At 68.4% G+C, this 24,383-nt stretch carries 16 protein-coding genes and 1 pseudogene; 13 read left to right on the forward strand and 4 right to left on the reverse strand.

All coding sequences use genetic code 11. From position 1 onward, the window contains the following. Positions 1–27 precede the first annotated feature (27 nt). Positions 28–1,557: a sensor histidine kinase gene (locus ACYVLP_RS12625; protein ID WP_460627697.1), complete on the reverse strand. Its 1,530-nt coding sequence runs from the start codon at positions 1,555–1,557 to the stop codon at positions 28–30. A gap of 65 nt (positions 1,558–1,622) precedes the next feature. Then, positions 1,623–3,104, reverse strand: coding sequence for a TRAP transporter substrate-binding protein (locus ACYVLP_RS12630; protein WP_460627698.1), 1,482 nt, complete (start codon positions 3,102–3,104; stop codon positions 1,623–1,625). Between the two features lie 179 nt (positions 3,105–3,283). Here ACYVLP_RS12630 and ACYVLP_RS12635 point away from each other — a divergent pair, with 179 nt between their 5' ends. The 6 genes from ACYVLP_RS12635 (at position 3,284) to ACYVLP_RS12660 (ending at position 10,254) form a co-directional block, all read left to right on the forward strand. Further along, positions 3,284–5,110 carry a histidine kinase gene (locus tag ACYVLP_RS12635; RefSeq protein WP_460627699.1) on the forward strand — a complete coding sequence of 609 codons (1,827 nt, stop codon included), beginning with the start codon at positions 3,284–3,286 and terminating at the stop codon, positions 5,108–5,110. Positions 5,111–5,202: 92 nt separating this feature from the next. Further along, positions 5,203–5,850, forward strand: coding sequence for a response regulator transcription factor (locus ACYVLP_RS12640; protein WP_460627700.1), 648 nt, complete (start codon positions 5,203–5,205; stop codon positions 5,848–5,850). A 229-nt stretch (positions 5,851–6,079) separates the two neighbouring features. After that, complete coding sequence (locus ACYVLP_RS12645) at positions 6,080–6,346, forward strand: hypothetical protein (RefSeq protein WP_460627701.1); 267 nt, start codon at positions 6,080–6,082, stop codon at positions 6,344–6,346. Between the two features lie 395 nt (positions 6,347–6,741). Then, entirely contained in the window at positions 6,742–7,881 is a 1,140-nt protein-coding gene (locus ACYVLP_RS12650; protein ID WP_460627702.1) for a TRAP transporter substrate-binding protein, read from the forward strand. Between the two features lie 324 nt (positions 7,882–8,205). Beyond that, entirely contained in the window at positions 8,206–8,559 is a 354-nt protein-coding gene (locus tag ACYVLP_RS12655; RefSeq protein WP_460627703.1) for a response regulator, read from the forward strand. A gap of 246 nt (positions 8,560–8,805) precedes the next feature. After that, positions 8,806–10,254, forward strand: a complete 1,449-nt coding sequence (locus ACYVLP_RS12660; protein ID WP_460627704.1) for a TRAP transporter substrate-binding protein — start codon at positions 8,806–8,808, stop codon at positions 10,252–10,254. A 338-nt stretch (positions 10,255–10,592) separates the two neighbouring features. On the opposite strand, the pseudogene ACYVLP_RS12665 reads toward ACYVLP_RS12660, so the two are convergent. After that, positions 10,593–10,896, reverse strand: a pseudogene (locus ACYVLP_RS12665) (homogentisate 1,2-dioxygenase); the annotation flags it as partial. A 99-nt stretch (positions 10,897–10,995) separates the two neighbouring features. Here ACYVLP_RS12665 and ACYVLP_RS12670 point away from each other — a divergent pair. The 7 genes from ACYVLP_RS12670 (at position 10,996) to ACYVLP_RS12700 (ending at position 22,651) form a co-directional block, all read left to right on the forward strand. Next, positions 10,996–12,387 (forward strand): serine hydrolase domain-containing protein, encoded by a 1,392-nt coding sequence (locus ACYVLP_RS12670; protein WP_460627705.1) that lies wholly within the window; start codon positions 10,996–10,998, stop codon positions 12,385–12,387. Then, positions 12,384–13,421 (forward strand): dipeptidase, encoded by a 1,038-nt coding sequence (locus ACYVLP_RS12675; protein ID WP_460627706.1) that lies wholly within the window; start codon positions 12,384–12,386, stop codon positions 13,419–13,421. The genes ACYVLP_RS12670 and ACYVLP_RS12675 overlap by 4 nt, the downstream gene beginning before the upstream one ends. A 102-nt stretch (positions 13,422–13,523) precedes the next feature. Then, entirely contained in the window at positions 13,524–15,596 is a 2,073-nt protein-coding gene (locus tag ACYVLP_RS12680; RefSeq protein ID WP_460627707.1) for a dipeptide ABC transporter ATP-binding protein, read from the forward strand. Next, positions 15,593–16,543, forward strand: coding sequence for an ABC transporter permease (locus ACYVLP_RS12685; RefSeq protein WP_460627708.1), 951 nt, complete (start codon positions 15,593–15,595; stop codon positions 16,541–16,543). Before ACYVLP_RS12680 ends, ACYVLP_RS12685 begins: the two co-directional genes overlap by 4 nt. Then, positions 16,540–17,448 carry an ABC transporter permease gene (locus ACYVLP_RS12690; protein WP_460627709.1) on the forward strand — a complete coding sequence of 303 codons (909 nt, stop codon included), beginning with the start codon at positions 16,540–16,542 and terminating at the stop codon, positions 17,446–17,448. The genes ACYVLP_RS12685 and ACYVLP_RS12690 overlap by 4 nt, the downstream gene beginning before the upstream one ends. A 135-nt stretch (positions 17,449–17,583) precedes the next feature. Further along, positions 17,584–19,455: an ABC transporter substrate-binding protein gene (locus ACYVLP_RS12695; protein ID WP_460627710.1), complete on the forward strand. Its 1,872-nt coding sequence runs from the start codon at positions 17,584–17,586 to the stop codon at positions 19,453–19,455. 37 nt (positions 19,456–19,492) lie between these two features. Beyond that, positions 19,493–22,651, forward strand: a complete 3,159-nt coding sequence (locus ACYVLP_RS12700) for a prolyl oligopeptidase family serine peptidase (protein ID WP_460627711.1) — start codon at positions 19,493–19,495, stop codon at positions 22,649–22,651. 30 nt (positions 22,652–22,681) lie between these two features. On the opposite strand, the gene ACYVLP_RS12705 is transcribed toward ACYVLP_RS12700, so the two are convergent. Continuing rightward, entirely contained in the window at positions 22,682–24,352 is a 1,671-nt protein-coding gene (locus ACYVLP_RS12705; RefSeq protein ID WP_460627786.1) for a PucR family transcriptional regulator, read from the reverse strand. Positions 24,353–24,383: the final 31 nt, after the last annotated feature.

Below are 24,383 nucleotides of genomic sequence, written 5' to 3' on the forward strand. Positions count from 1 at the left end.
CGTGTGGTGGTCATGCCAGCGCCTCGTTCACGCCGTCGCTTCCGGCAGCAGCGCCACCGGACCCAGTGCTCCGGCTTGCGGGATGCTCGCCTCGAGCCGCGTACCACCCTCGGGCCGGCTCGTCACGAGCAGCCGACCGCCCATCGTCTCGATGCGGTCGGCGAGGCCGAGCAGCCCGGAGCCAGCTGGGTCCGCGCCACCGACCCCGTCGTCCACGATGACAGCCGTGACCACGCCGGCTTCGGTCGTGACGACGACACTGCATCGGGTGGCCCGAGCGTGCTTGACAACGTTGGTTATTCCCTCCGAGCAGACGAACAGCAGCGCCGACTCGAGTGCATCGGGCAGACGGTCCGGCTCGACGCGCACGTCCACTGGGAAGGGCAGATGACCGGCCATCTCCCGAACGGCGGTCGCCAGCCCACCTGCCGCGAGGGCGGCCGGACGGACATCCGCGACGAAGGTCCTCAGGTCCTCCTGCGCTCGCGTGATCTCCTCCCGCAGCCGGGCGAGGTTCGGATCACGCTCGAGGCCGTCCTCGGACAGTCGCTCCAGCAGCTCGGAGACCTCGGCGAGCCGTCGCTGGGCACCGGAGGCCAGCTCGTCGGCGATCCTCGCGCGCTCGTGACTCACGGCGTCGACGATGCGCTGCCTCGACTCAGTGAGCTCACCCACCCGAGAGCTGATTTCGGCGAGCATTCGCGCGTTCGTCACGGCGAGCCGCGCGGCGGTGGTCGCGCCGCCGATCAGCCGGGGGTCCTCGAGCAGAGATCGGTCGTGGACGATCACCGCGATGGGCTGACCCTCGTCGTCGATGTACGTGGCGGCGAGGTCGCTGGACTCCCCTGGCAGCTCGACCGTGCTGCCGGCGCCGTCCACGTATGCCGCACGCTCCGGCAGCCAGTAACCGACCGTCACGTGGGGGTCGCCAAGGGCGCGCTGCAGTCGTCCGGCCAGACCGGAAGTGTCGGAGGTCGCACCGAGGTCGGCGACGAGGTCACTCAGGGTGGACTCGGTCCAGCGACCCCATCGCAGGTCGCACGCCAGAACGATCACGGCGCTCGCGACGACAACGTCGTAGACGAGGAGCACGAACTCGTCTGCGTCCCAAGCCAGTTCTTGGTTCAGGGCGCTGAGGACGAGCACCGCCGAGAACGCGAGGGCAGCTCCGAGGGCCGGACGTCCCGCTTTGCGCGCCGGGCCGGTGGTGCGCACGAAGACATCGATGGCGGCGGCGGCCACCAGAAGTGAGAGTCCCAACATGAGCAGGGGGCTGGGCGCGAACGCCTCGACGACGGCGAGCACGTATGCCGCCGCCACCACTACAGTCACGTATCGCCGCCTGACCCGCCCGGTGGGATACGTGAGGTGCAGGTGTACAAGCGGACCCCGGTGGAGAAACACCGCTCCCGCGAGGACGCTGCCGAGGAACCAGGTCGCAGCGACGAGGAGCATCAGCCAGGAGACCCGGCCGAACCGGAGCGAAGCCAGGCCCGCGGCCAGCACGACCAGCCCGACCATGAGGTCGGCTGCCTGGAAGACGCCGAGCCCGACCATGTCTCACCCCGCTGGCCGGCCGATCACCGGACCGTTGAGCTCGCTCGCTCCTACCATCGCGCGGCTCATGGCTTCGTCGCCAGCGTCCATGGATGGAGGGTCCACACCACCGTGGAGTCGCACGACCAGCTGCCGGTTGGGGTGAGGGTCAGCCTCTTGCCGTCGAAGGTGAAGGTCGCCGTGAAGACACTTCCGTCACTCTCGTGGAACTCGAAGACGTTGCGGAACAGCCGGTAGGACCCGGCCCAGCCCATCTGGGCCGATGCGGACGGGCTTCCTAGACGGGCGAACTCACGCAGCGTGCCGCGCTCGAGCGTGATGCTGTCGTACGACGTCCGGGGATGACCGTCCGGGTTGAGGGCGTCGCCACCCGGCTGTCCGTCGCAGAGCCGCAGGTCGGCGGGAGTGTGCACGGTTTCGTAGGTGCCGTCCGGAAGCCCTGACGCGTCAGCGGTCGGCCCCGGAGTCTGCGCGCCGGATCCGTCAGGACCGGGCGCCGAGCAGGCACGAAGGTCAGGCGCGGCTCCGACCGCTTCCTTGAGAGTCGTGAGCCGCTCGAGCATGCGCGCATTGGCCGGGTCCCGGGCGATCTCGTCGTAGACCGGCTGGACGGTCCTGCGCAACGCGGCGAGCTGTTGGCCCGACGCCGTGGGAAAGGCCACGCCGAGCTTGCACAGGTCGTCCACGTCGGCGACATCTTCGGTCCTCGACGCCTCCGCAGCGGCCGGCAGCGCCGTCAGTGCGGCGCGCTGGAGGATGGCTCGTTGTGCGTCCGTCATCGACTGGTAGGTCTTGTCGTTGATGACGACGGCCACTGCACGTGGCCAGGGGTTGACGTTGGCGGTGACGTACTTGGCCTCGTAGCCGTAGCCGTTGCCGAAGATCGCGCCCACCTGCTGCTCGAACGCGTCCAGGCCATCCAGTCTGTCGCCCCCCAGCGCTGGCTTTGCGGTCGCGCCGAGTGCGGTCGCGGTGCGCAGCGCGACACCGCCGTTGCCGATGCCGAGAACCGCGCCTCGGAAGTCAGCTGGTGCCAGGAACGGCTTGCGCACGCCCAGGACCTTGCGAAGCGGCCCGGGCAGGATGGCCAGACCCACGAGGCCGTGACCTCCCATGCCACGGGCCATCTCCTGTGGGAGATGCTCGCTGAAGATGCGGCTCTGCAGGGCTTGACTGTCGACCAGAAATGGTGCGAGTAGGGGCTGGAAGGACGTCACGCCGACCAGGTCGAGTGATCTCACCGGGACAACTACCCCCGACAGCTTGCCGCTCTGCACGTCCTCGAGCGTGCGGACGTCGCCGTCGAGGTCGGCCTGGCGTGCGTCCGGCGCGAAGTGCAGTCGCGCCGACCCGCTCGACTGCTTCTCCACCTCTGTCGCGAATGCCAGGACCTGGTCCGGAACGCCGCCCAGCTGGGCGATCTCGAGTACGAGCGGCTTGTCGAGCGCGCGGCCTCCGGCACGATCCGATCCGGGGCCCGCGCATCCGGTCAGGCCAAGCGCGACGACGATCGCCATCCCCACCGTCGTTCGCATCGCTCGGCTCATGGCCCGGCACTTCCCTTCCGTGCCCCGACGTTCGGATTCTCTCGCCCCGACGCCAGTCTCGTCCGGGCAATCGCGAACCGAATCAGTGTCAACACTGAGTCCCAGGGACTGTTCCGGGTGGATTCTTGGCTCATGAGTGCTCGGTACGCGCCGGGACGTGCCCCGGAAGAGGACCACAGATGGGTGCGTCGGTAGGAGCAGGCACCCCGCGGCGGGCACCGTCGATCGCTGTGCTCCAGCTCTTCTGGTGCGTGGTCGCCGGGGTGGTCGTAGCCGGCCTCGTCTGGGTCACGTTGCGTGTCGTGGACGAGTCGCCCGGCTTCAGCTACGTCGGGAGCTCGAACGTGACCCGATGGGCCGTCGCGGGTGTTGTGACTCTACTGACCGGCGTGGGCATCACGTACCGGCTCGCTCGACCGGCGAACCGCTTCGGATGGCTGCTCATGCTCGTCGCGGGGCTTCTGCTCGTCGCCGAGTGGGACATCCCTGGTGCGACCGCGACGGGACCGCTCTCGGCCGTGGTGTTCTCGGCGGGTCTCGTCTGCGGGGCTGCGCTGCCGGCCGCGACGACGTGGGCCGTGCTGGCCTTCCCGTCCGGTCGCGTGGTCGGATCGCTGGAGCGCGCAGTGCTCGTGGCAGGAGGCGTCATCCTGGTCGGGGGTCTAGGCGTCGTTCCAGCGCTGTTCTTCGACCCTCAATCCCAGGGTTGTCCTGACTGTCCGACGAATCTCCTTCTCGTGCACGACGACCCAGACCTGGCGACGGCGCTGTCCCGGATCGGGATGACCGCGGCCCTAGCGTGGGCAACGACTGTGGTGGGCATGCTCCTGGTGACCTTCGCGCGGATGAGTCCGGCCGCCCGAAGGACTCGCGGAGCGGTGTGGTCGATCGGTGTCCTCTACCTGGTCATCGTCTCTGCAGAGCTGGTCCTGGCTCTCGATCAAGGCTTTGTCGGCGGCTCCTCGACTGACCCATGGTTGTGGTGGGCCGCCATCGGAGCTCTCGCGGCGCTGGCGGTTGCAGTGGTCTTCAGCCTTCTGCGAGCGCGGACCATGCGCCGGCGCGTCGCCGGCCTCGTCGTCGATCTGCACCTCGGCGCCGCTCCCGGCGGAATGCGTGAGGCGCTGGCGGACTGGCTGCGCGACCCATCGCTCCAGGTCGCCTATCCGGTGGACGGCTACCGCGGCGTCGACCTGGTGCCGCTCGACGTGACGAACGTCCCGGGGCGCGTCGTGACGCGCCTCATGGACGGCATCGGGGAGATCGCGGTGCTGGTGCACCGTCCCGGGCTGCTCGACAACCCCGATGCCGTCCGGGACGTCGTCACCGCCGCGCGGTTGGGGCTGGAGAACGAGCGGCTTCGCGCCGAAGGCCTTGCCCAGCTGCGCGCGCTGGCTGACTCGCGTGTACGCATCATCGAAGCCGGCGACCGCGAACGCCGTCGGCTCGAGCGCGACCTGCACGACGGCGCCCAGCAGCGCCTCGTCGGACTGTTGCTCGGTCTGCGCCTGCTGCGGTCGACCCTGCCCGGCGACCATCCTGAGGTGGCACAGGCGCTCGGCCAGGCGGAGACCGAGATCCAGGGGACCGTGGGCGACCTTCGGGAGCTGGCCACCGGACTGTTCCCGAACATCCTGGCCATCGAGGGGCTTGCCAGCGCGTGGCAGGCGCTGAGCGAGACCGCGCCCTTGCGTGTGGTGGATGCGCTGGAAGGTCGGCTACCAGCGGTCGCGGAGACGACGGCATACCTTGTGGTGGCGAAGGCGGTGGCCAGGGGACCGACGACGGTCGAGGCGGCATATGCCTCAGGGCGACTGCGGGTGCGCGCCGAGGTCGCAGGTGGGCGCGTCGATCTGGGCGGGCTGGAGGACCGCGTGGTCTCTCTCGGTGGGCAGGTGCGCGTCGAACCGGTCGTCGACGGCTGCCGCGTGGACCTGGACCTGCCGATCGCGTCCCCGGTTGCCGACCCGACCGGCGCGGCCGTCGGAGACGGCGCGAATTGGTGAACTCCACTACGGCTGGCACGAATTCGGAGACAATGGCACATGGGACGAGCCGTATCCTGTAGTCACGACCTTCAGCAGCGGACCGGAGGGTCATGCGCGTCGTTGTCGCAGACGACACCCTCCTGACCCGCGAGGGCGTTGCAGTGCTGCTTCGCGACGGCGGGGTCGACGTCGTCGGCCAGGCCGCCGACGCCACGGAGCTGATCCACCTGGTCCGCGCGTACCGACCCGATGTCTGCGTCGTAGACATCCGCATGCCGCCCACGCACACCGACGAAGGACTCGTCGCGGCGTCCACGATCCTTGCGGAGTTCCCAGGCACAGGTGTGCTCGTGCTGTCGCAGTACGTCGAATCTGCATATGCGATGCGGCTCATGCAGGAACAGCCCGAAGGTGTCGGCTACGTCCTCAAGGAACGCATCTTCTCGGGCGACGTCCTCGTGGACAGCCTCCGGCGCGTCGCCGAGGCGGAGACGGTGGTCGATCCGACGATCGTCGCGCGGCTATTCCACAAACGCCGGACGGACGACCCGCTCCATGACCTCAGCGAACGCGAGCGCGAGGTCCTCGCCCTGGTCGCGGAAGGACTGACGAACCAGGGCATCAGCAAACGGCTGTTCATCACGGACCGCACGGTCGAGGCCCATGTGCGCCAGGTATTCACGAAGCTGGGGCTCGACGAGTCTCCGGAGAGCAACCGCCGGGTCCTGGCGGTGCTGACCTACCTGCGCAACAGCTGAGCAAACGGTCACCCGTCGTCGGGATCCGTTGGCGCCGTGGGTTGTACGCCGAATGCCGTCGCCTACCTCCGGCGGGTCGGGCTCGCCACTCGTGAGGTCCGGCCAGTGCGGGAAACCCCCAACGAGCCGGGCTGAGGTTGAGCGTTTCTCCGAATGTGGAGGCCGTTGCTCCGAGAGAAGTCTGGATATGCGCCAATCACTCGGGCGCATGATCCAGAAGGAGAAGCTCATGTCTCACCGAATCATGACGGCCGCCGCCGCCGTCATCGCGGCTTTCTCGCTGAGCACGGTCCCGACATCGGGCCCCGGCAGCTCGGCCGCGGCCGACCACACCTACCCGGTCTCCGGCGCGGGATCCTCCGCAGCCGCCGACCACACCTACCCGGTCTCCGGCGCGGGATCCTCCTCATCGGCCGACCGGTATATCGAAGACTCGCGGATTCGACTCGTCGCGCCGGGTGTCTGGGGGGTCGGACGCGGGGCAGTAGGGCGTTGATGTCGCCCGGCCAACCACATGCATCCATGCCTGCCACGGTGACCGTCGCAGCCAGCAGAGCGGTTTCGCGGTGACCTTCTCGGCGGCGCTGTTGCTTCCCGAGTTCCACCTCACCCAGACGTGGGATCACGTCGCCTGCCGCGACCCCGACGCCATCGCCGCCGCCGACGCCTGCGCGATGATCCCGGGCACCGCCGATCATTACCACTGGCAACCTGACGATCTTCTGCTCCAACGCATCTCACCAGCACCGGCCTCCGACCCGGGGGTTTGCTCTCCTCGGCGCGCTATTGGGGTTAGCACTGAATAACGCCCGTTCTGGAGCGGTGCCAGCCCCGATGCACAGGCGTATCAGGCGCTCCTACGGTCACATCGTGACGTGAAGGAGGAGAACCGTGAACAGAGCCAAACTGGTTGTGACGGTCGCCGCAGTGCTGCTCGCTGTCGACGGGTGCACCAGCGCTGAGCTGCTCGGCTCCCGTGGCGTCCCGGCACCGATCGTGCTGAGGCTGGGCACGTCCGGCTCCCCGGGATCGGCCTCGGGTGATGTGGCACGGTACTTCGGGGAGATCGTGCGTGAGGAGACCGGTGGTGAGGTCGAGGTCGACGTGATCTTCGAGGCGGGCAGGGAGGTCACACCGGCTGGTGCTCCCGTGTGGGAGGACAGCGCCATCACGACCCTGAAGCAAGGCAAGGTGGACCTCGCGCTCGTACCGGCACGCGCGTGGGACCTGGTCGGCGAGTCGAGCTTCCGCGTGCTGCAGACGCCATTCCTCATCCGGTCCGATGCCGCCGCGGCAGCTGTCGCAAGGAGCGATGCCGCCCTGGCGATGCTCGCGAGCCTCTCGTCGTCGGGTCTGGCCGGAATGGCCCTCATCCCGCAGGGGCTGCGTCACGTGGCGAGCTTCGGCGGCCCCATGCTCGAGCCCGCCGACTTCCGTGGGGTTCCCACGCGAGCGCCCCTGTCCGCCTCGACCTACGGGGCGCTGCGCGCAATGGGCCTGGTGCCGAAGGATCTCAGCGACAAGGAGTTCATCACAGGGGCCGGCACCGGCGAGGTCGGAGCAACGGAGGCATCCTTCGCGGACTACCCGGATTTGCCTGGGGCGGTGGTCTACACCGGGAACGTCACACCGTATGCGGAGTTCGACGTCCTCGCGATGCGGGCCTCGGCCTTCGCGAAGCTCCGTCCGGAGCAACGCGACCTGATGATGTCCCTCGCGTGGCGCGCTCTCGACCACACGCTGGCGACCACCGAGAGAGACGCGGCCGCTGCCGACGAGTACTGCGAACGCGGCGGGGCCATCGTGCTGGCGCCGGCCTCGACTCTGTCCGCGTTCGAGCTGGCCGCACGACCCGAAATCGAGGGGCTAGAGCGGGACCCGGTCACCGGCCCCGCACTCGCCGCGGTCCGCTCGGTCGTCGCCTCGGTGCCGGAAGAGCCGCTACAGCATGGATGTGTGCCCGGCTCTCCGACGGAGCCCGCCACCGTCACAACCCCCGTCGGCTCGCGCGTACACCGTCATGGCCCTTGAGCGACGATCCTGGCCACGACCAGGTATGCCGTCGTCTCCAGTACCTGGGGAAGGCGCCCTCCAGAAGCGTCCACCACACGAAGAGCGCCGCTTGGCGACCAGAGTCCACCCAAGGCGGCCGCCAGGACTTCGGGGTAGCACTGATTCGCTTGGCCGAATGTCCGGACGACACTGACCTGGAGACGAGACAATCCGAGCGTCGAGGCACCGAAAGGAAGTGCCAGCCATGCCCCGAGACCTGAGGTCGACCGCGGGAATCAGCTCGGGGTTCGCGGTCGGGGCCTTCTGGAGTCCTCATCAATGGCCCCAGATCGAGACCGCGCCATGACGCAGACGCTAGTGATCATCGACGACCACGCCGGCTTTCGGACGTTTGCCCGCGCGCTTCTCGAGGCGGAGGGCTTCAAGGTGGTCGGGGAGGCCGCGGATGGGGCCTCCGGCGCCGAGCTGGTGTCCCGGCTGCTGCCGGACGTCGTCCTGCTCGACATCGTCCTGCCGGACATCGATGGGTTCGCGGTGTCTGAACGCATCCAACGCGAGGCGCCAGGCTCCGCGGTTGTGCTCACGTCGAGCCGAAGCGAGGGGGCCTACGGCCCTCGAGTCGCCACCAGCCCAGCCCGTGGTTTCGTCGGCAAGAGCGAGCTCACTGGCCCCGCGATCGGCCGGCTGACGGGATGACCCATGTCCGGCAATGCATTTCGCGGGGCTGCTCGGGCTCGCCGACCGGGTCGAGGCGGCCGGTGGTCGGTTCATCGTGTCGAGCCCCCGGGTTCGGAACGCGGCTCGAGGCGAGCATCGTGCGACCGGAGGCCGAGACGTGACCCCGGAAATCCCCACTGGAACACGGCGTTTCCTCGTGCCAGCACTGATGTCGCGAACGGTGCCCGAACCTAGCGTCGCACCAACCGATCAAGGAGGTGCGCCATGCGACTCATCACCATCGCCCGTCTGGCCGTGACAGTTGGGGTTGCGGGGTTGCTTGTGTCCGGGTGTTCGGGCCCGGACAAGGCCGGGGGCGCGGCAGGGGGTGTGGTGACGACCTTGCGGTTCGAGAACACCAACGTCCCGCCGCCGGCGCAGCTTCAGGCGTTCGCCGACGAGGTGGCCAAGCGGTCCCACGAAACCGTGAAGATCGTGTTCGTGGAGAGCCCGCACGCCGCGGACCCGGAGCTCGAATCACAGCTGGTCAACGACGTGCGCCAAGGCACGGTCGACCTGGCCTGGGTCGGCCCTAGGGTGTTCGACACCTTCGGAGTGACTAGCTTCCAGCCGCTGCTGGCCCCGATGCTCATCGACAGCGAGCAGCTGGAGGGCCGCGTCTTCGATTCCGGCATCCCGGACCAGATGCTGGCCGACATAACCAAGGTAGGGGTGGTCGGGGTCGGCGTGACCCCCGGCCCGCTGCGCCGGCCGTTGAGCAAGGGGGAGCCGCTGACCAGCCCGGACGCGTTCCGCGGCAAGGTGTTCGGCATCAACTCATCGAAGCTGACCGAGCGGGCCTTCGCCCAGCTCGGCGCCACGACCAAACACCTGGGCGCCGGGCCCCCGCTCGACACCATCGACGGGATCGACATGCAGGTCGGGCTGATCTGGCTCAACCACTACGAGGACAGGGGCGCCAAGAGCATCGTCGGCAACCTGAACCTGTGGCCACGCCCGCTGACCATCATCGCCGCACCAAAGTCATGGTCCCGGCTGACCCCGGGCCAGCAGCAGATCCTGACGGATGCCGCCCAGGCCACCCGCGCCGCGGCATTGGACGCCTCCCGCGCCGAGGACACCGCCAACGCCGCCGACCTGTGCAAGAGCGGCATGACCATCACCGCGGCCACCCCCGCCCAGCTGGCCCAGTTCAGGACGGCGTTCCAACCGGTCTATGACCAGATCGCCGCCACCAACCCGACCAACAAGGCCCGGCTGCAACAGATCCAAGGCCTCAAGGACGCCACCGGCGCCGCACCCGACAGCATCACCTGCGCCACCGCCCGCAGCGCCACATCCGAGACGCAACCGGGCGACCCGCAAGCGCACGCCGCGACCATCCCCGAAGGTGTCACCTTCACCATGACCCTGACCCCCTCCGACTGGGATGGCTGCGAAGGCGGCGCAGACCAACACCCAACCCAGATCGACGACATGGTCTTCCGCGACGGCTACGTGTACATCTACGTCACCACGGCAGGCTCGACCGAGCGAACCTTGGGAAACAAGGACACCTACTCGACCTTCCACGACCGGCTAGGTTTCGGCAACCCTGCGGACGGCACGGTCAAGTGGAAGGTGGACGGCAACCAGCTCATCCTGTCGGACAGCAACGCCGAGACCTGCGGCGAACGGATCATCATTACGAAGCACCCGTGGACGCGGAAGTGATGACGATGCGTGTCGCGCGAGTTGCAGCCGCTGTGACATCTGCGGGGTTCCTTGTGTCGGGGTGTTCCGGCCCGGACAAGGCCGGGGGCTCGGCAGGGCGTCGGCCAGGACGAAACAGCTCGTGCTCGTGTCGAGGCGGCCCTGCGCACCTCTCAACGCAGCAGCTGGACGCGAGCCACCTGACCCCTCCGCGGGCCAACATTTCTGCACGTATTCTGCACAGCCCCGCAGGCGGCCGTCTGGAGCCGGTTACAGCCGGACAGCATCGGCCGACGGCAAGGGCCTCGGACCGGCCTTCGCGCTGGTCAGAGGCCCTTCTGAGCACATGGTTCATGCAGAAGCGGGCGGAGTTTGTCGACCCTGACGGCGAGCTCATCGAAGAACTCTGCACCGACCGAGCGCTCGTAGGCCCCGGGCTGCGGGCCGTGCGGGTGACCGCCGGGGGGCTGATCGAGCCCTGGCCGATGCCCGAGCCCTTGAGGGTCTCGTAGTCGCCACCGCGGTAGTACCTGACCTCGCCGGAGTCGACGTTCGAGTGGGGTAGCTCACCGGGATCGACAGCGGGTGGTAGTCGACACTGCGCGGCACAGTGTCCAGTCCCCGGAAGGCTTCTGGTTTGCCGCACTGGACGAAGTGGAAGCCCAGCGCTTGTGGCGCCGAACCAAGGGTTGTCGGCGGCCCGCGCCTATCCTCGTCGCGACCCGGCGCAAACTGGCGTCGAGGCGCACTGCGGAGGTGACAGTGGCACGGCTGGATGGCATCGACGCGTGGCTGAAGGAGCACCTGCCGCGGCTGCTCGTCGAGCACAATGTCCCGGCCGCGTCGGTCGCTGTCGGGGCGGGCGATGAGAACGTGGCACATGCCTTCGGCACCTTGAGCACAGGGACCGGGATCGAGGCGACCAGCGACGCGATCTTCCAGGTCGGTTCCATCACGAAGGTGTTCACCGCAACCCTCGTCCTGCAGCTCGTCGAGGAGGGCCTGATCACCCTGGATGACCCCCTGCGAACCTGGCTCCCCGAGTTTGAGCTTACTGATGCCGACGCCGCCGCGCGCACCACCGTCCGCCACCTCCTGTGCCACACCGCGGGGTTCGAGGGGGACATCTTCACCGACACCGGCAAGGGAGACGACTGTCTGTCGAACTACGTGACGCTCTTGGCGCAGACCCCGCAGCTGTTCGCCCCGGGACAGCTCTGGTCCTACAACAACGCCGGTTTCTGCGTCCTCGGCCGCCTGGTGGAGGTAGTCCGAGGACGGGCGTACGACGCGTGTCTCCGGCACCACCTGCTCGACCGGCTCGGTGACACCCACGCTGCCGTCGACCCGTACGAGGCCGTCGTGCATCGGGTGGCCGTCGGACACGTCCGCACATCCGCGGGGGCTGAGTTGCAGCCGACCAAAACCTGGGCGATGGCTCGCTCGAACGCCCCCGCGGGTTCGATGCTGGCCATGAGAGCCACGGATCTGCTGGCTTTCGCTCGGGTCCATCTGAATCATGGCCGAGCGGCCGCCGGCCAGCTGCTGAGCGCTGCGACAGTTGCGACGATGCAGGAAGCCCAGGTAGCCCTGCCGGACATCGCCCAGGGCAGCGCGTGGGGACTGGGCTGGGAGCTGTTCGACCTACCCGGCGGCCGCGTCGTGGGTCACGACGGAAACACGATCGGTCAGTCCGCGATGCTGCGCCTGCTACCGGACCGGGACGTCTCAGTGGTCGTGCTGACCAACGGCGGCGCGGCAGATCTGGTGCAGCGTGCAGTCCTGAGCCAGGTCCTCAGCGACCTGTGCGGTCGGGAGCTGCCGGGGCCACCGGAACCGAACGGGATGCCAGCGGGACGCCGGTCGGGCCGCGATCTCGATCGGTATGTCGGCCGGTACACGTCCGTCGTCAGTGAGACCGTGGTGAGCCAGGACTCCGAAGGTCGCCTGTGGCTCGAGCGCACGCCCATGGGGATGCTGGCCGACCTCGACGAACTGCCTTACCGCACAGAGCTCGTCGCCTGGCGGGGCGACTCCTTCCTCCCGCTGCAACCCGAAAACGGCAGGCACCAACCGGTGGCCTTCCTGGGTGACGACGGGGCGGGTCGCGCCGCCTTTCTCCACGCCGGCCGAGCCGATCGGCGGGCGCCATGACGAATGCGCTCGACCTCCACCGCAACGCCGTCGTGGCGGACACTCACAACGACCTGCTGTGCGCTGTCGTCCACCGGCCACCTGACCGCTGGTCATCCTTCTTCCGCGAACGATGGCTGCCCCAGCTGAAGTCGGGCGGGGTGAACCTGCAGACCCTGGCCGTCTTCGTCGAGGACGCCTACCGTCCGGAAGGTGCTCTGCGGCAGACCCTGCGAATGGTCGAGGCGGCGCACCGCCTGGCCGAACGCAACGACGACCAGGTCGCGCTGTGCCTCGACGGAGCCGCCATTGACGAAGCCCTGGCCGGTGACCGGATCGCCCTCGTTCTCGCGCTGGAGAGCGCCCCGGGCGTCGGGGACGACATCGAGCTCTTTGAGACCCTCTTCCGACTCGGTGTCCGGGTCGCCTCTCTCACGCATTTCGGTCGTACACCGCTCGCTGACGGCAGTGGTGAGGACAAGACCGGGGGTCGCCTGACACGATCAGGACGCGATGCGGTGGCCGAGCTGGAGCGGCTCGGCGTGCTGGTCGATGTCAGCCACCTCGGTGTCGCCGGGGTCGACCACGTGCTTGAGCTGAGTACGCGGCCGGTCATCGCGACCCACTCCTCAGCGCGCGCTCTCTTCGATCACCACCGCAACCTCAGTGACGACCAGCTGCGGGGGATCGCCGCCACCGGTGGGGTCGTCTGCGTGAACTTCTTCGCGCCCTACCTACACCCCAGCGACCACACCGTCGACCAGCTGGTGAACCACCTCGAGCACATCGTCGGCGTGACCGGCGTCGCGCACGTGGGGCTGGGTCCCGACTTCCTCCAGGAGGTGCTGGCGGAGACCACGCCACCGTGCTGCGAACCGACCACGGTCGCGGGGGTACCGGCCGGCGCCTACCTGCCCGGTCTGGAGGGGCCCGCGGGACTCCCGCTGGTGACCGAGGCCTTGTTACGACGCGGCTGGTCAGCGCCCGACGTCCGAGCTGTGCTGGGGGAGAATGTCCGAAACCTCTACGTGGCCGAGCTCGGTCGGCCGGGCTGAGCCCGCACGAGAGAGCGCGTTTGGTGCGTCCGACAAGGTGGTGGCCTCAGATTGGGTCTGGGGAACCAACCACGGGAGCGACACCCGCCCGACGATCGACCAATGGCACAGGAGATCCAAGCCGTGAGCGCCAGCCCCGAAGAAGCTGCTGGAGCATCGGCGCTGGGCGGAGCGCACAGTCTGCTGACTGTCCGCGACCTCGCGGTGGAGATCCGCCGCGGCGACCGGCTGGTTCGGCCCATCGACGGCGTCAGCCTCGACCTGCGGCGCGGCGAGACGCTGGGCATCGTCGGCGAGACCGGCTCGGGCAAGTCCATGACGGGCCTAGCAATCATGGGAATGCTGCCGTCCGGCGGACAGGTCACGGGTGGGTCCATCGACTTTGCCGGCACTGAGCTCGTCGGATTGGCATCGTCGCGCTACCGCGCCATTCGGGGCAACGACATCGCCATGGTCTTCCAGGACTCTCAGACCTCGCTCAACCCGACCCGCAAGATCGGGGACCAGGTCGCCGAACCGGTCCAGCTGCACCGTGGACTGTCACGGAGTGCGGCCCGCAAGCGCGCAGAGGAGATGCTGGCCCTGGTGGGCATCCCGCGACCGGCGGAGCGAATGGACGCCCATCCGCACCAGCTCTCCGGTGGCATGCGTCAGCGGGTGATGATCGCGATGGCCCTTGCCTGCGAGCCCAAGGTCGTCATCGCCGACGAACCCACGACGGCGCTCGATGTCACCATCCAGGCAGAGATCCTGGACCTGCTCGACGACCTGCGGTCCCGCTTGGGCATGGCGATGATCCTGATCACGCACGACATGGGTGTCATCGCCCGCCACGCCGATCGCGTCGGGGTTATGTATGCCGGTCGGCTGGCCGAGTCCGGCCCGACGGCCACGGTTTTCGACAGCACCCGGCATCGCTACACCCAGGCGCTCCTTGGCTCGATCCCGTCGCTGACCCACGACCGCCGTCACGAGCTGTCCAGCATCGGAGGAGCTCCGCCGGACCTCGCGACCCGCCACGAAGGCTGCCCGTTCGCCCCACGGTGCGCAGCAGCGACCCAGCAATGCCTCGACGAACGTCCACCGACCACGACGGAGGGGCGGCATACCTTCGCCTGTTGGCACCCAGCGACCGGGCCAGTGGACAGGGCACCCGTCCGGTTGGTCGAGCGCCGCATCCATGAAACAGGCAATGACGCCCGGCTTCAGGTGCTGAACCTCCATCGTGAGTACCCGACGGCCGGCGGCCGCTTGGGACACCGCCGCACCGTCAAGGCCGTGTCCGGTGTCAGTTTCGAGGTCGCCGACGGTGAGACGTTCGGGCTGGTCGGAGAGTCCGGGTGTGGCAAGTCCAGCCTGGGCCGGATGTTGGTGGCCCTCGACCGCCCCACAGCCGGGGCGGTGGTGTTCGAGGGCGCCGAGCTCGGCGCCGGGACGCGAAGAGCGCTTGGCGCCAGGCGCGCCAAGCTCCAGATGATGTTCCAGGACTCCAGTGCGGCCCTGGACCCCCGCATGAACATCGGCACCATCCTTCGAGAACCGTTGGCCGTTCAGGGTGTCGGCACCCGCGCGAGCAGGACGGCGCTCTCTAACGACCTGCTCGCCGAGGTCGGGTTGCCCACCTCGGTCCTCGAGCGCTATCCCCACGAGCTGTCGGGCGGACAACGCCAGCGGGTCGCCCTCGCGCGTGCCCTCGTGCTCGATCCCCTGGTGCTGGTCGCGGACGAACCCGTCAGCGCGCTGGACGTCTCGATCCGTTCTCAGGTGCTCAACCTCATGCGGCGGATGCAGCGCGAGCGCAACCTCAGCAGCGTGGTCATCTCTCACGACCTCGCCGTCGTCCGATACCTGGCGGACCGGGTGGGGGTGATGTACCTGGGGAAGCTGGTCGAGACCGGGCCGGTGGATCGGGTGTATGCCGGACCCGCACACCCATACACACTTGGCCTGCTCGCCGCGGTCCCGGAGGTCAACGGCGCGGTCGCGCCCCGCGAAGCGCGGGTCCGGGGCGAGCTGCCCAGCCCGATCGACCCACCCAGCGGTTGTCGGTTCCGCACGCGCTGCCCGCTCGCCACGCAGCTGTGCGCCGAGGTCGAGCCGGCCCTGGAGACCGTCTCCGGTGGCTGGCAGGTGGCCTGCCACTTCCCCTTGCAGCCGAAGGAAGGATCCCGATGACCAGGTACATCCTGCGTCGGCTGGCGGTTTCGCTCGTGGTGTTGATCGGCATCTCGGCCGTCGTGTTCTTCATGCTCCACCTCGTCTCCGACAGCCCCGGACGCGTCGTGCTCGGCCAGCGCGCCACGCCGCAGGCGGTGGCCGACTTCAACCAGCAACACGGCTTCGACCGACCCGTTGTGATCCAGTACGTCAGCTACCTCAACCAGCTGGCGCACGGAGACCTGGGCCGATCCTTCAAGCTGAACGAGGACGTCAGCACGGTGCTGCGGCAGAACGCGGCCCGCAGCGCGATGCTCTCGCTGTCCGGCCTGGTCCTGGCGTTGGCGATCGCGGTGCCACTCGGAACGGTGCAGGCGATCAGACGCAACGGCTGGTTGGACCGCATCGCCACGGTCGTCATCTACATCCTGTACGCCACGCCGACCTTCCTGCTGGGCCTCATACTGATCGCCTTGTTCAGCCAGCGGTGGCCGGTCTTTCCCGCGGAAGCCTCGCAGTCGCACTCGCCGTGGGTTGTGTTCACCGACCCGCGATCGATGGTGCTGCCGGTACTCACGATCGCGGTGACGAGCATCGCGATCTACTCGCAGTACCAGCGGTCGTCCGCCGTGGACCAGCTGGGGCAGGACTACATCACGGTGGCTCGGGCGAAAGGTCTGCCGGAGCCGCTGGTGATCCGACGGCACGTGCTACGCAACGCCAGCCTGCCGATGATCACTCTCGTCGGGACGATGATCCCGACCCTGCTGGCGGGCAACCTGATCGTTGAGTCGCTGTTCAACTATCCGGGACTGGGGTTGCTGTTCCTCAACAGCCTGCAACGTGAGGACTATCCCGTGCTCTTGGCCTACACCCTGATCGGTGGCGTGCTCACCGTCGTCGGCAACTTCGCCGCCGACATCGCCGTCGCCTTCGCCGACCGCAGGATCGAGCTGGCCCGATGAGCATGGGCGGTGTGGCACCCCCCGGCCCTGGAACCGCGGCCGAGGCCCTGCCGTCGTCCTCCTCCAGAGGGCGGACGAAGGCGACGCAGCGATGGCTGCGACACCACCCGTCCGGGGCGGTCGGTCTGGTGCTGCTCCTTCTCATTCTGGCGTTCTGCTATCTCGGGCCGCTGCTGTGGCACACCAACCAGACTGACGTGAACGTGGTGGACGCTGCGCTGCCGCCCAGCCCCGGCCACCCGCTCGGCACCGACACGAACGGGTTCGACGTCCTGGGACGGCTCATGGCCGGCGGTCAGGTGTCGCTGCAGATCGGCCTGGTCGCAGCCGTGATCGCCACCACCTTCGGCACCGTCTACGGTGCCGTGGCCGGCCTGGCCGGCGGTGTGGTCGATGGCTTCACGATGCGACTGGTCGACGTGTTCCTGTCCGTGCCGTTCCTCTTCTTCGTCCTCATCCTGTCGGCCCGCTTCCATGCGAACGCCTGGACGCTGAGCCTGGTCGTCGGGAGCTTCTCCTGGCTGATCTCGGCGCGCCTGGTCCGCGGTGAGGTGCTCACTCTCCGCGTACGCGACTACGTGCTGGCCGCTCGCGTCATGGGCGCGTCGAGGCGGCGAATCATCTTCACTCACCTGATCCCCAACTCGATCGGCGTGGTGATCGTGAACGTGACCTTCCAGGTGGCCGACGCCATCCTCGTGGTCGCAGCCTTGGGATTCCTCGGCTTCGGGCTGAGCTATCCCACGACCGACTGGGGCAGCCAGCTGGCTGATGGCGTCTCCTACATCTCAGCGGGCTACTGGTGGCTGATCTACCCAGTCGGCTGCTGCATCGTCCTGACCGTCCTTGGTCTCAACCTGCTCGCAAACGCCCTTCGCGACACATTCGGGCGCACCGCCGACTGACGAGGCGGCAGCGAACACCACCTCTTGTGCAGCCAGACCGACGGCGGCACCGGAAACTGTCACACCGACCAAACCGAGGCGAAGACCGCTGGTGCATCGTCTCATTCGAACAACCGACAGACATTGGAGCCAGCCATGATCCACATGCCACGCCAGCGCCGCGCGCGCACGGCAGCCGCGGCAACCGCCGCGGGAATCGCCCTACTGGTTGCGGGCTGCTCCGAGAGCAGCAGCGGCGCACCGACGAAAGACCTTGCGGGAAGCTACAACAAGCTCCCCGATGAAAGCGGCAGTCCCAAGCCAGGTGGCACTGTGGTCGTCGCGCTCGCTCCCGGCTTGAGCCCGAACTACATCTACCCCTACCCGCCTGCTTCGGCGAACGGCACGGTCATCGCGCGCGGTCAGCTCTGGCGGGCCCTCTACCGGCCGAGCGGCGCCGGCGACCAGGTCGCCGACCTGAACCACAGCCTGGCCGAGCCGCCCAAGACGAGCAGTGACCGAAAGACCGTCTCCATCAAGCTCAAGGACTACGCCTGGTCCAACGGGAAGAAAGTCGTCGCGGACGACGTCGTCTTCTCGCTCGACCTGCTCAAAGCAGCTCTTCGCAAGAGCCCGGGAAACTGGAGCTTCTACACGCCCGGTCAATTCCCGGACGGCGTCACCGCGAAGGCCTCGGCCCCGGACACGGTCACGCTGCACCTGGACAAGGCGTACAACTCTTCGTATCTCCTGTCGATGCTCACACTCATCTACATCATGCCGTCCGCGGACTGGAGCATCGCCCAGACCGGCGGACCCCACTTGGACTTCACCGACCCGAAGAACGCGGCAGCGATCTACGACTACTTGACCAAGCAGTCCGAGGACCAGTCGACCTTCACCTCCAACCCGCTGTGGCAGATCGTGAACGGGCCGTACAAGCTCAAGTCTTTCGACTCGACCACCGGCTCCTACTCGCTCGCGAAGAACGAGAAGTACAGCGGACCCGGCGCGAAGGCGCTGGACCAGGTCGACTTCAAGTCGTTCACGTCATCGGCGGCGGTGCTCAACCAGTACAAGGCCGGCACCCTCACTGTGGGTTCGCTGGACGCCAGCTACGTCAACCAGATCGACGCTCTGAAGCGAGGCGGCTACCACGTGTTCGGCGCGCCGGCGCCGGCACGGTTCGACTCCATGACCATCAACTTCAAGAACACGGTCAACAACTTCGACAAGGTCATTGCGCAGCCGTACGTGCGGCAGGCGCTGCAGAAGCTGATCGACCAGGGGACCTTCGTCCAGAGCCGGGGCATCTACAACGGCGCTGCCTCCCAGAACTACAGCGTGGGCGGGGCTGACTCGCCCTACCCGCCGTCCTTCGGCGACAGGCCGACCTACGGCTACGACCCGGCCGGCGCGGCCGCGTTGCTCACCGCCCATGGCTGGAAGGTCGACCCCGACGCCGGGACCACCTGCCAGACTCCCGGCACCGGTGCGGGTCAGTGCGGAGCCGGCATACCCAAGGGTCAGACGATCAGCTTCACCCTGACCGCCGCGAACACCCCCAAGTACGTCGCGGCTCGCGACGTCGCCTTCGCCTCGGAGGCCAAGAAGCTGGGCGTCACCGTCAACGTTGTCACGAAGTCGCTCAACTACATGTACGAGAACTACGGCAACAGCTTCGCGCCGGCAAATGCCAACCAATGGGCGATGGAGGACTACGGCGCGCTGTACCTGGCCGCGGGCTACCCGAGCACGAACACGATCTTCAACACGACGGGAAGCTTCAACCTGGGCAGCTACTCAAACCCGGAGGTCGACCGCCTGATCGACGACTCGACGTTCGGCGCCGACCCGGCCGTGCTGGCCAAGGAGACCACCGCCGTCTCGCTCGACCTGCCCGTGCTGCTGGTCCCGACGCCGCACACGCTGGTGGTCTGGAAGGACACGCTGTCGGGCCCTCCGGAGTCCTTCCAGTCCTTGCTCAGCTACATCTACTCACCGGAGCTCTGGTACTACCACCAGTAACCATGACAGGGATGGCCCGGCCAGCCCAAGGAGTGCCATGCTGATCGACCCGACCTGGCTGCGCCGCGTCGTCGGCGGCGCGCGGGTGGTTGCCCTCGGTGAGGGAGCACACCAGATCGTCGAGTTCCACCAGCTCCGGGGCGAGATCCTCCGCATCCTGGTCGACGACCTCGGTGTCACGGCGTTGGTGCTGGAGTCGGGCTTTCCCGAAGGCCTCACGGTCGACGCGTGGCTGCATGGTCCGCCTGAGTCGGGAGCAACGGCAGCACAGGTCGCACGCGATGGCATCTCGTACGGCTTCGGGCACAGCGCCGCCTTCCAGGAGCAGCTGTCGTGGATGCGGGATGCCGGTGTTCGGCTGTACGGCATGGACCTCGGTGGTGATGCGGTGTCAGCCGGCCCGGCCGTTCGAGCACTCCTGAACCGTCTTCCGTCGATGCCCGGGGACGAGGACCTGTTGCGGCGCAGTGACCTGGGGCCGCGCCCGTTGGCGCCCCGCCGGTGGGCCGCCCTTGCCTCCGACGAGCAACTGTCGCTGCTCGAGGACCTTGCGGCCCTCGTTGCTCGGGCCGATGGCGTGGACGATCCCGTGGCCGAACGATGCGCCGCGGCCGTGGCCGGCTTCGTGGCCGAACGGACCTACGACGGCACCGGGACGCCACCGCGCGAGCACTTTATGGCCGACACGGTCCGCTGGGTGCTCAAGCGCGAGGAACGAGTCCTGGTCAGTGCCCACAACACCCACGTGCAGCGCGGTCCGTTCAACGGCTCCCCGATGCTCGGCGGATTGCTCGCACCCCACCTGGGTGACGACCTCGTCGTGATCGGCATGACGTACGGATCCGGACCGGAGGTGCGGTTTGTCGAACGGTCGTCCCGGCCCTTCGACTGGGCCGTGGAGCTGACCGACCGTGTGCTCAGGCCGGACAGCGTGGAGTCCCGACTGGACCCCCTGGGCGACCCCCTGTCCGCGGTCGATCTCCGCGGCATACCAGCGGGCTTCCTCGACGGGGTGCGCGGGACGCAGGCCGCGGGCGGGCTGGACCGATGCGCGAGCCTCGGCACCGCCTACGACGCCTTCGTGCACCTGCGGCGGGTGCACCGGGTCCCTGGCAGCGTCAGGCGGCTGCGGTCCGAGCTCGCCGGCTACCCAGCCACGAGGACGGAGGACGTCATGAACCACCTCGCCGGGCTCGAGGTGCCGGACCCATACCGCTGGCTGGAGGGCGAGAACGACGAGGTCAGCGAGTGGCAGCGGTGGCAGGCGAACCTTGCCACGATGACGATCTTCGAGAGCTCGGATCGCGGCGCTTGGCGCGGCCTCGTCGAGCGGTATGACACCGGAATGCGTGCGGCTCTGCCGCGGTACGCAGCAGGTCGGTGGTTCCGCGCCGTCGGTGACACCGTTGTTGTGGCGAACGAACCTCTCGGGACCGGCCGCCCGGTTCTGCGGATCTCTGACCTGGTCGGCGCGGGCGAGCAGGCAGTGCTGTCCTGGCTCGAGCCCTCGCCGGATGCTCGTGTGCTGGCGGTCGGGGTCTGCTCCGATGGCAGCGAGCACAACCGGATCCACCTCGTCGAGGTCGCTAGCGGGACCGTGCTTCCTGCGCCGGTCCAGGTGCTGCACAGCGCCTGGGCTGGCGGCGTGGCGTGGGCGGCGGACGCGCGCGGGTTCTGGTTCTTCGCCTTGACCGGAAGTCCCGAGGAGTTCGTCCAGGCCGTCTTTCACCACGATCTCGACTCGGGCCGGACTACGGTCGAGCCGGTGCCGGTGCCGGCCGGTTCTCGCGAGTACACCCTCGTCCAGCCGTCGGCGGACGGTCGCTGGCTCGTGGCCAGCCACAGGATCGGCAGTCCGATCCCGGTGGCCGTGCGTGACCTCACCCAGCCGGCCGAGGGCTGGCGACCGTTCGTGACCAGCTGCACCGGCACCGTGGCCGGGCACGTCGTCGGAGACCGCTACGTCGCCGTGACGGACGTCGGAGCCGCTCGCGGTCGCGTCATCGCGATTCCGCTCGGCGCAGAGGACGCGAACGACGACTCCACCTGGGTCGAGCTGGTCCCGGAGAGCGACCTGGTCCTCCGCTCGCTCACCCCGGTCGGCGACCACCTCTATCTTGGCGGGCTGCAGGACACCTTCGCCCAGCTACGCCTGCTCGATGCTCGGGGTGTCGTCGTCGACTCGGTTCGCTTGCCTGCGCGCGGCACGGTCGCCACGCCGTTCTTCCCACTCACGGGTCTAGCCGTTGGTGCGCCCGTCCCGGAGCTGGTGTTCGCCTTCTCGACCTTGACCAGCTCGTGGGGGATGTACCGGCACCGTCCGGGCGACCCCGAGGTGACCGTGCTGCAGGCACCCGCCGTGAGCCTCGACGCGACAGTGGAAATCGGGTCCGCAACGGCATCCGATGGAACCCTGGTGCCCTATCACGTGGTCCGCCTCGCCGGGTCGACGGGCCAGGACGAGGATCCGGAGCCGACACTGATCAGCGCATACGGCGCCGCGAACATCGCGACTCTCCCGGAGTACCGGCCGGATCTCGCGGCCTTCGTGGCGGCCGGTGGGACGCTGGTGCAGGCATACCTGCGCGGCGGCGGTGAGTTCGGGCGGGACTGGTATCTCGCAGCGCACCGTGAGACCAAGCACGTCCGTGACGACGACCTTGTCGCCGTTGCCGAACACCTGATTGCGAGCGGTCGGACGACAAGCTCGCGGCTCGCTGTCACCGGAGGCTCCGACGGCGGGCTGATGTGCGGGGTCGCGGTCACCACGCGGCCGGATCTGTGGCGCGCGGCACTCCCCCGAGCGCCCCTGCTCGACCTTGCTGCAGGGATGCGCGATCCGTACCTCGACTTCGTGATCCGCAAGGCATGGGGCGATCCCGATGATCCTGCCGACGTGCGACGGATCCTCGGTCGTTCGCCGTACGAGCTCATCCGCCCAGGGGTGTTTCCAGCGGTCTACGTCCAGGCTGGCGCGAACGACCCGCGCTGCCGACCGTGGCACGCGCGCAAGTTCGTGGCACGCCTGCAGCGCGCCCAACAGGGCGGCGCACCGATCCTGCTGCACGTGTTCGAGGACGCCGGTCATGGTGCCGCCACCAACCGGGAGACCGCCCTGGAACAGGACACTGAGTGGCTCGCCTTCCTGGCCAGAGAACTCTGTCTCACCCTCCCGAGTGGCATTGTCGTCGGGTAGTCGACCCGACCGACGACGCCTTCTCCGCTCTCATTCGGTCCCGGCGGTCAGGTCCATCAGTCGCAGCTGCAGCATCGCTGCGAGGCGCGCGTTGGGGTCATCCAGGTCGATGGCGCCGACCTCGGTCGCGCGCCGAAGTCGGTAGCGGAACGTATTCGCGTGCGCGTACATGGCGGACGCAGCGACCGGCACGTCGCCGAACGTGTCCAGCCATGCGCGGAGGGTCTCGAGCAGGCTGCTCTGATGCTCGCGGTCGTAGGCGACGATCCGGGCGATAGGGCCGCTGGGAATGTCCCCCTGCTCGAGGCGGTCGGCCAGCTCCAGCAGCAGCGCTTCCAGATGCACGTCGTCCAGCCGGGCCACCTGCGGCGACGAGCGCCTCGATCGCAGCACCCGCAGGGCACGGTCTGCGCCGGCCCGGGACCGATTCAGTGAGGCGGCACCGCCGACCACCGGTCCAACGCCCGCCAGCGGGCGCAGCCTGGAACCAACCCTACGGAAGAACTCCGTGGCGATCTCCGAAGCCCTGATCTCGCCGCCCGCTCGTTCTTTCGAGACCGGAAGTATGCCGTACGTGACGTCCCCCACCAGGCCGACGGCGCTGCGGGGGTGAACGGCCGTGAGATGCAGTGCGAAGGCGTCGGCCAGGCGCTTGCGTTCGACGGCCAGCTGGGCCGGCAACGGGTGCTCGCCCTCGGGTCCGACGACCGTCAGCGCCAGGACGACCGCCGGCTCGTCCTTGAGTCCAAGCCGGCCCATGGTGTCGAGCGCTCGGGGGCCGCCGTCAAGTGCCGTAGCGAGCAGCTCGGCCCGCAGCCGGCGCTCCTGGTCGGCTTCGGCCCGCTGCCAGACCATGTGCATCGCGACGAGCGCCGCACCGTGCTGCAACGCCTGACTCCCCTCTGGTCCAAGCGGTTCGGCGACTGCCGCCCAGATGGTTCCGAGGATCTCGTCGGCGGCTCGGACCGCGATCGCGGCACGCCCACCCCGTCCTTGCGGCTCGTCGTCTGAGATCGGCGCGACATACACGGGCTTGTTGCTCCGGTAGATCTCCTGGAACACCCCGCGCTCCTCCAGCACTCGGGTGTACTCCTCCGGCACCTGACGTCGCAAGATGGTCTGCACCCGCCACTGGTCGGCGTCCTCCTGGCGACCGGAGAACGCGAGCAGTCGAGAGCTGCGATCCTCGATCGTGATGGGCGCACCGACCATTGCGGCGACCGCGTTGGCGACTGCGAACAGGTCTCCGAGCCCCGACTGGTAGCCGACGATCTGCCGCTGGCCGGCTCCCGGGCGGGCGAGCTCGGGTGCAGGGGGCGCGTCGATGGTCAGCGAGCGAATCATCTGCGCCAGGTCCGTCCACGACGCTCCCCGCGCGAACGCCAGCACCGCGATCCCGGCCCGCCGTTGCGCGGCGATGAGGCGCTCGGTGGGTTCCACCGGTGCCCGCAGGATCAAGGCGGTGCCGTCACGCTCACCGAGTCGCTCGACAACCGACGCGATCTCGTCAGGGTCGTTCAGGCCCACCCCGAGCACGACGAGTCCTTCGGTCAGCTCCGGTTCGTCCAGGGCGTCATAGATGGCGACTCCCTTCACGGGCCCGAGGTCGCCGGTCGTTGAAGGTGAGCCCCCCACCACCGTCAGTAGCGTGGCGCCGAGCTCCTCCAGGACCCGCGCCATTCCCGGCTGCGGGAGGTCCATGACCGTCACGCACCCGACGCTAGCCGCGCCG

The sequence above is a fragment of the Intrasporangium mesophilum genome (assembly GCF_054783095.1).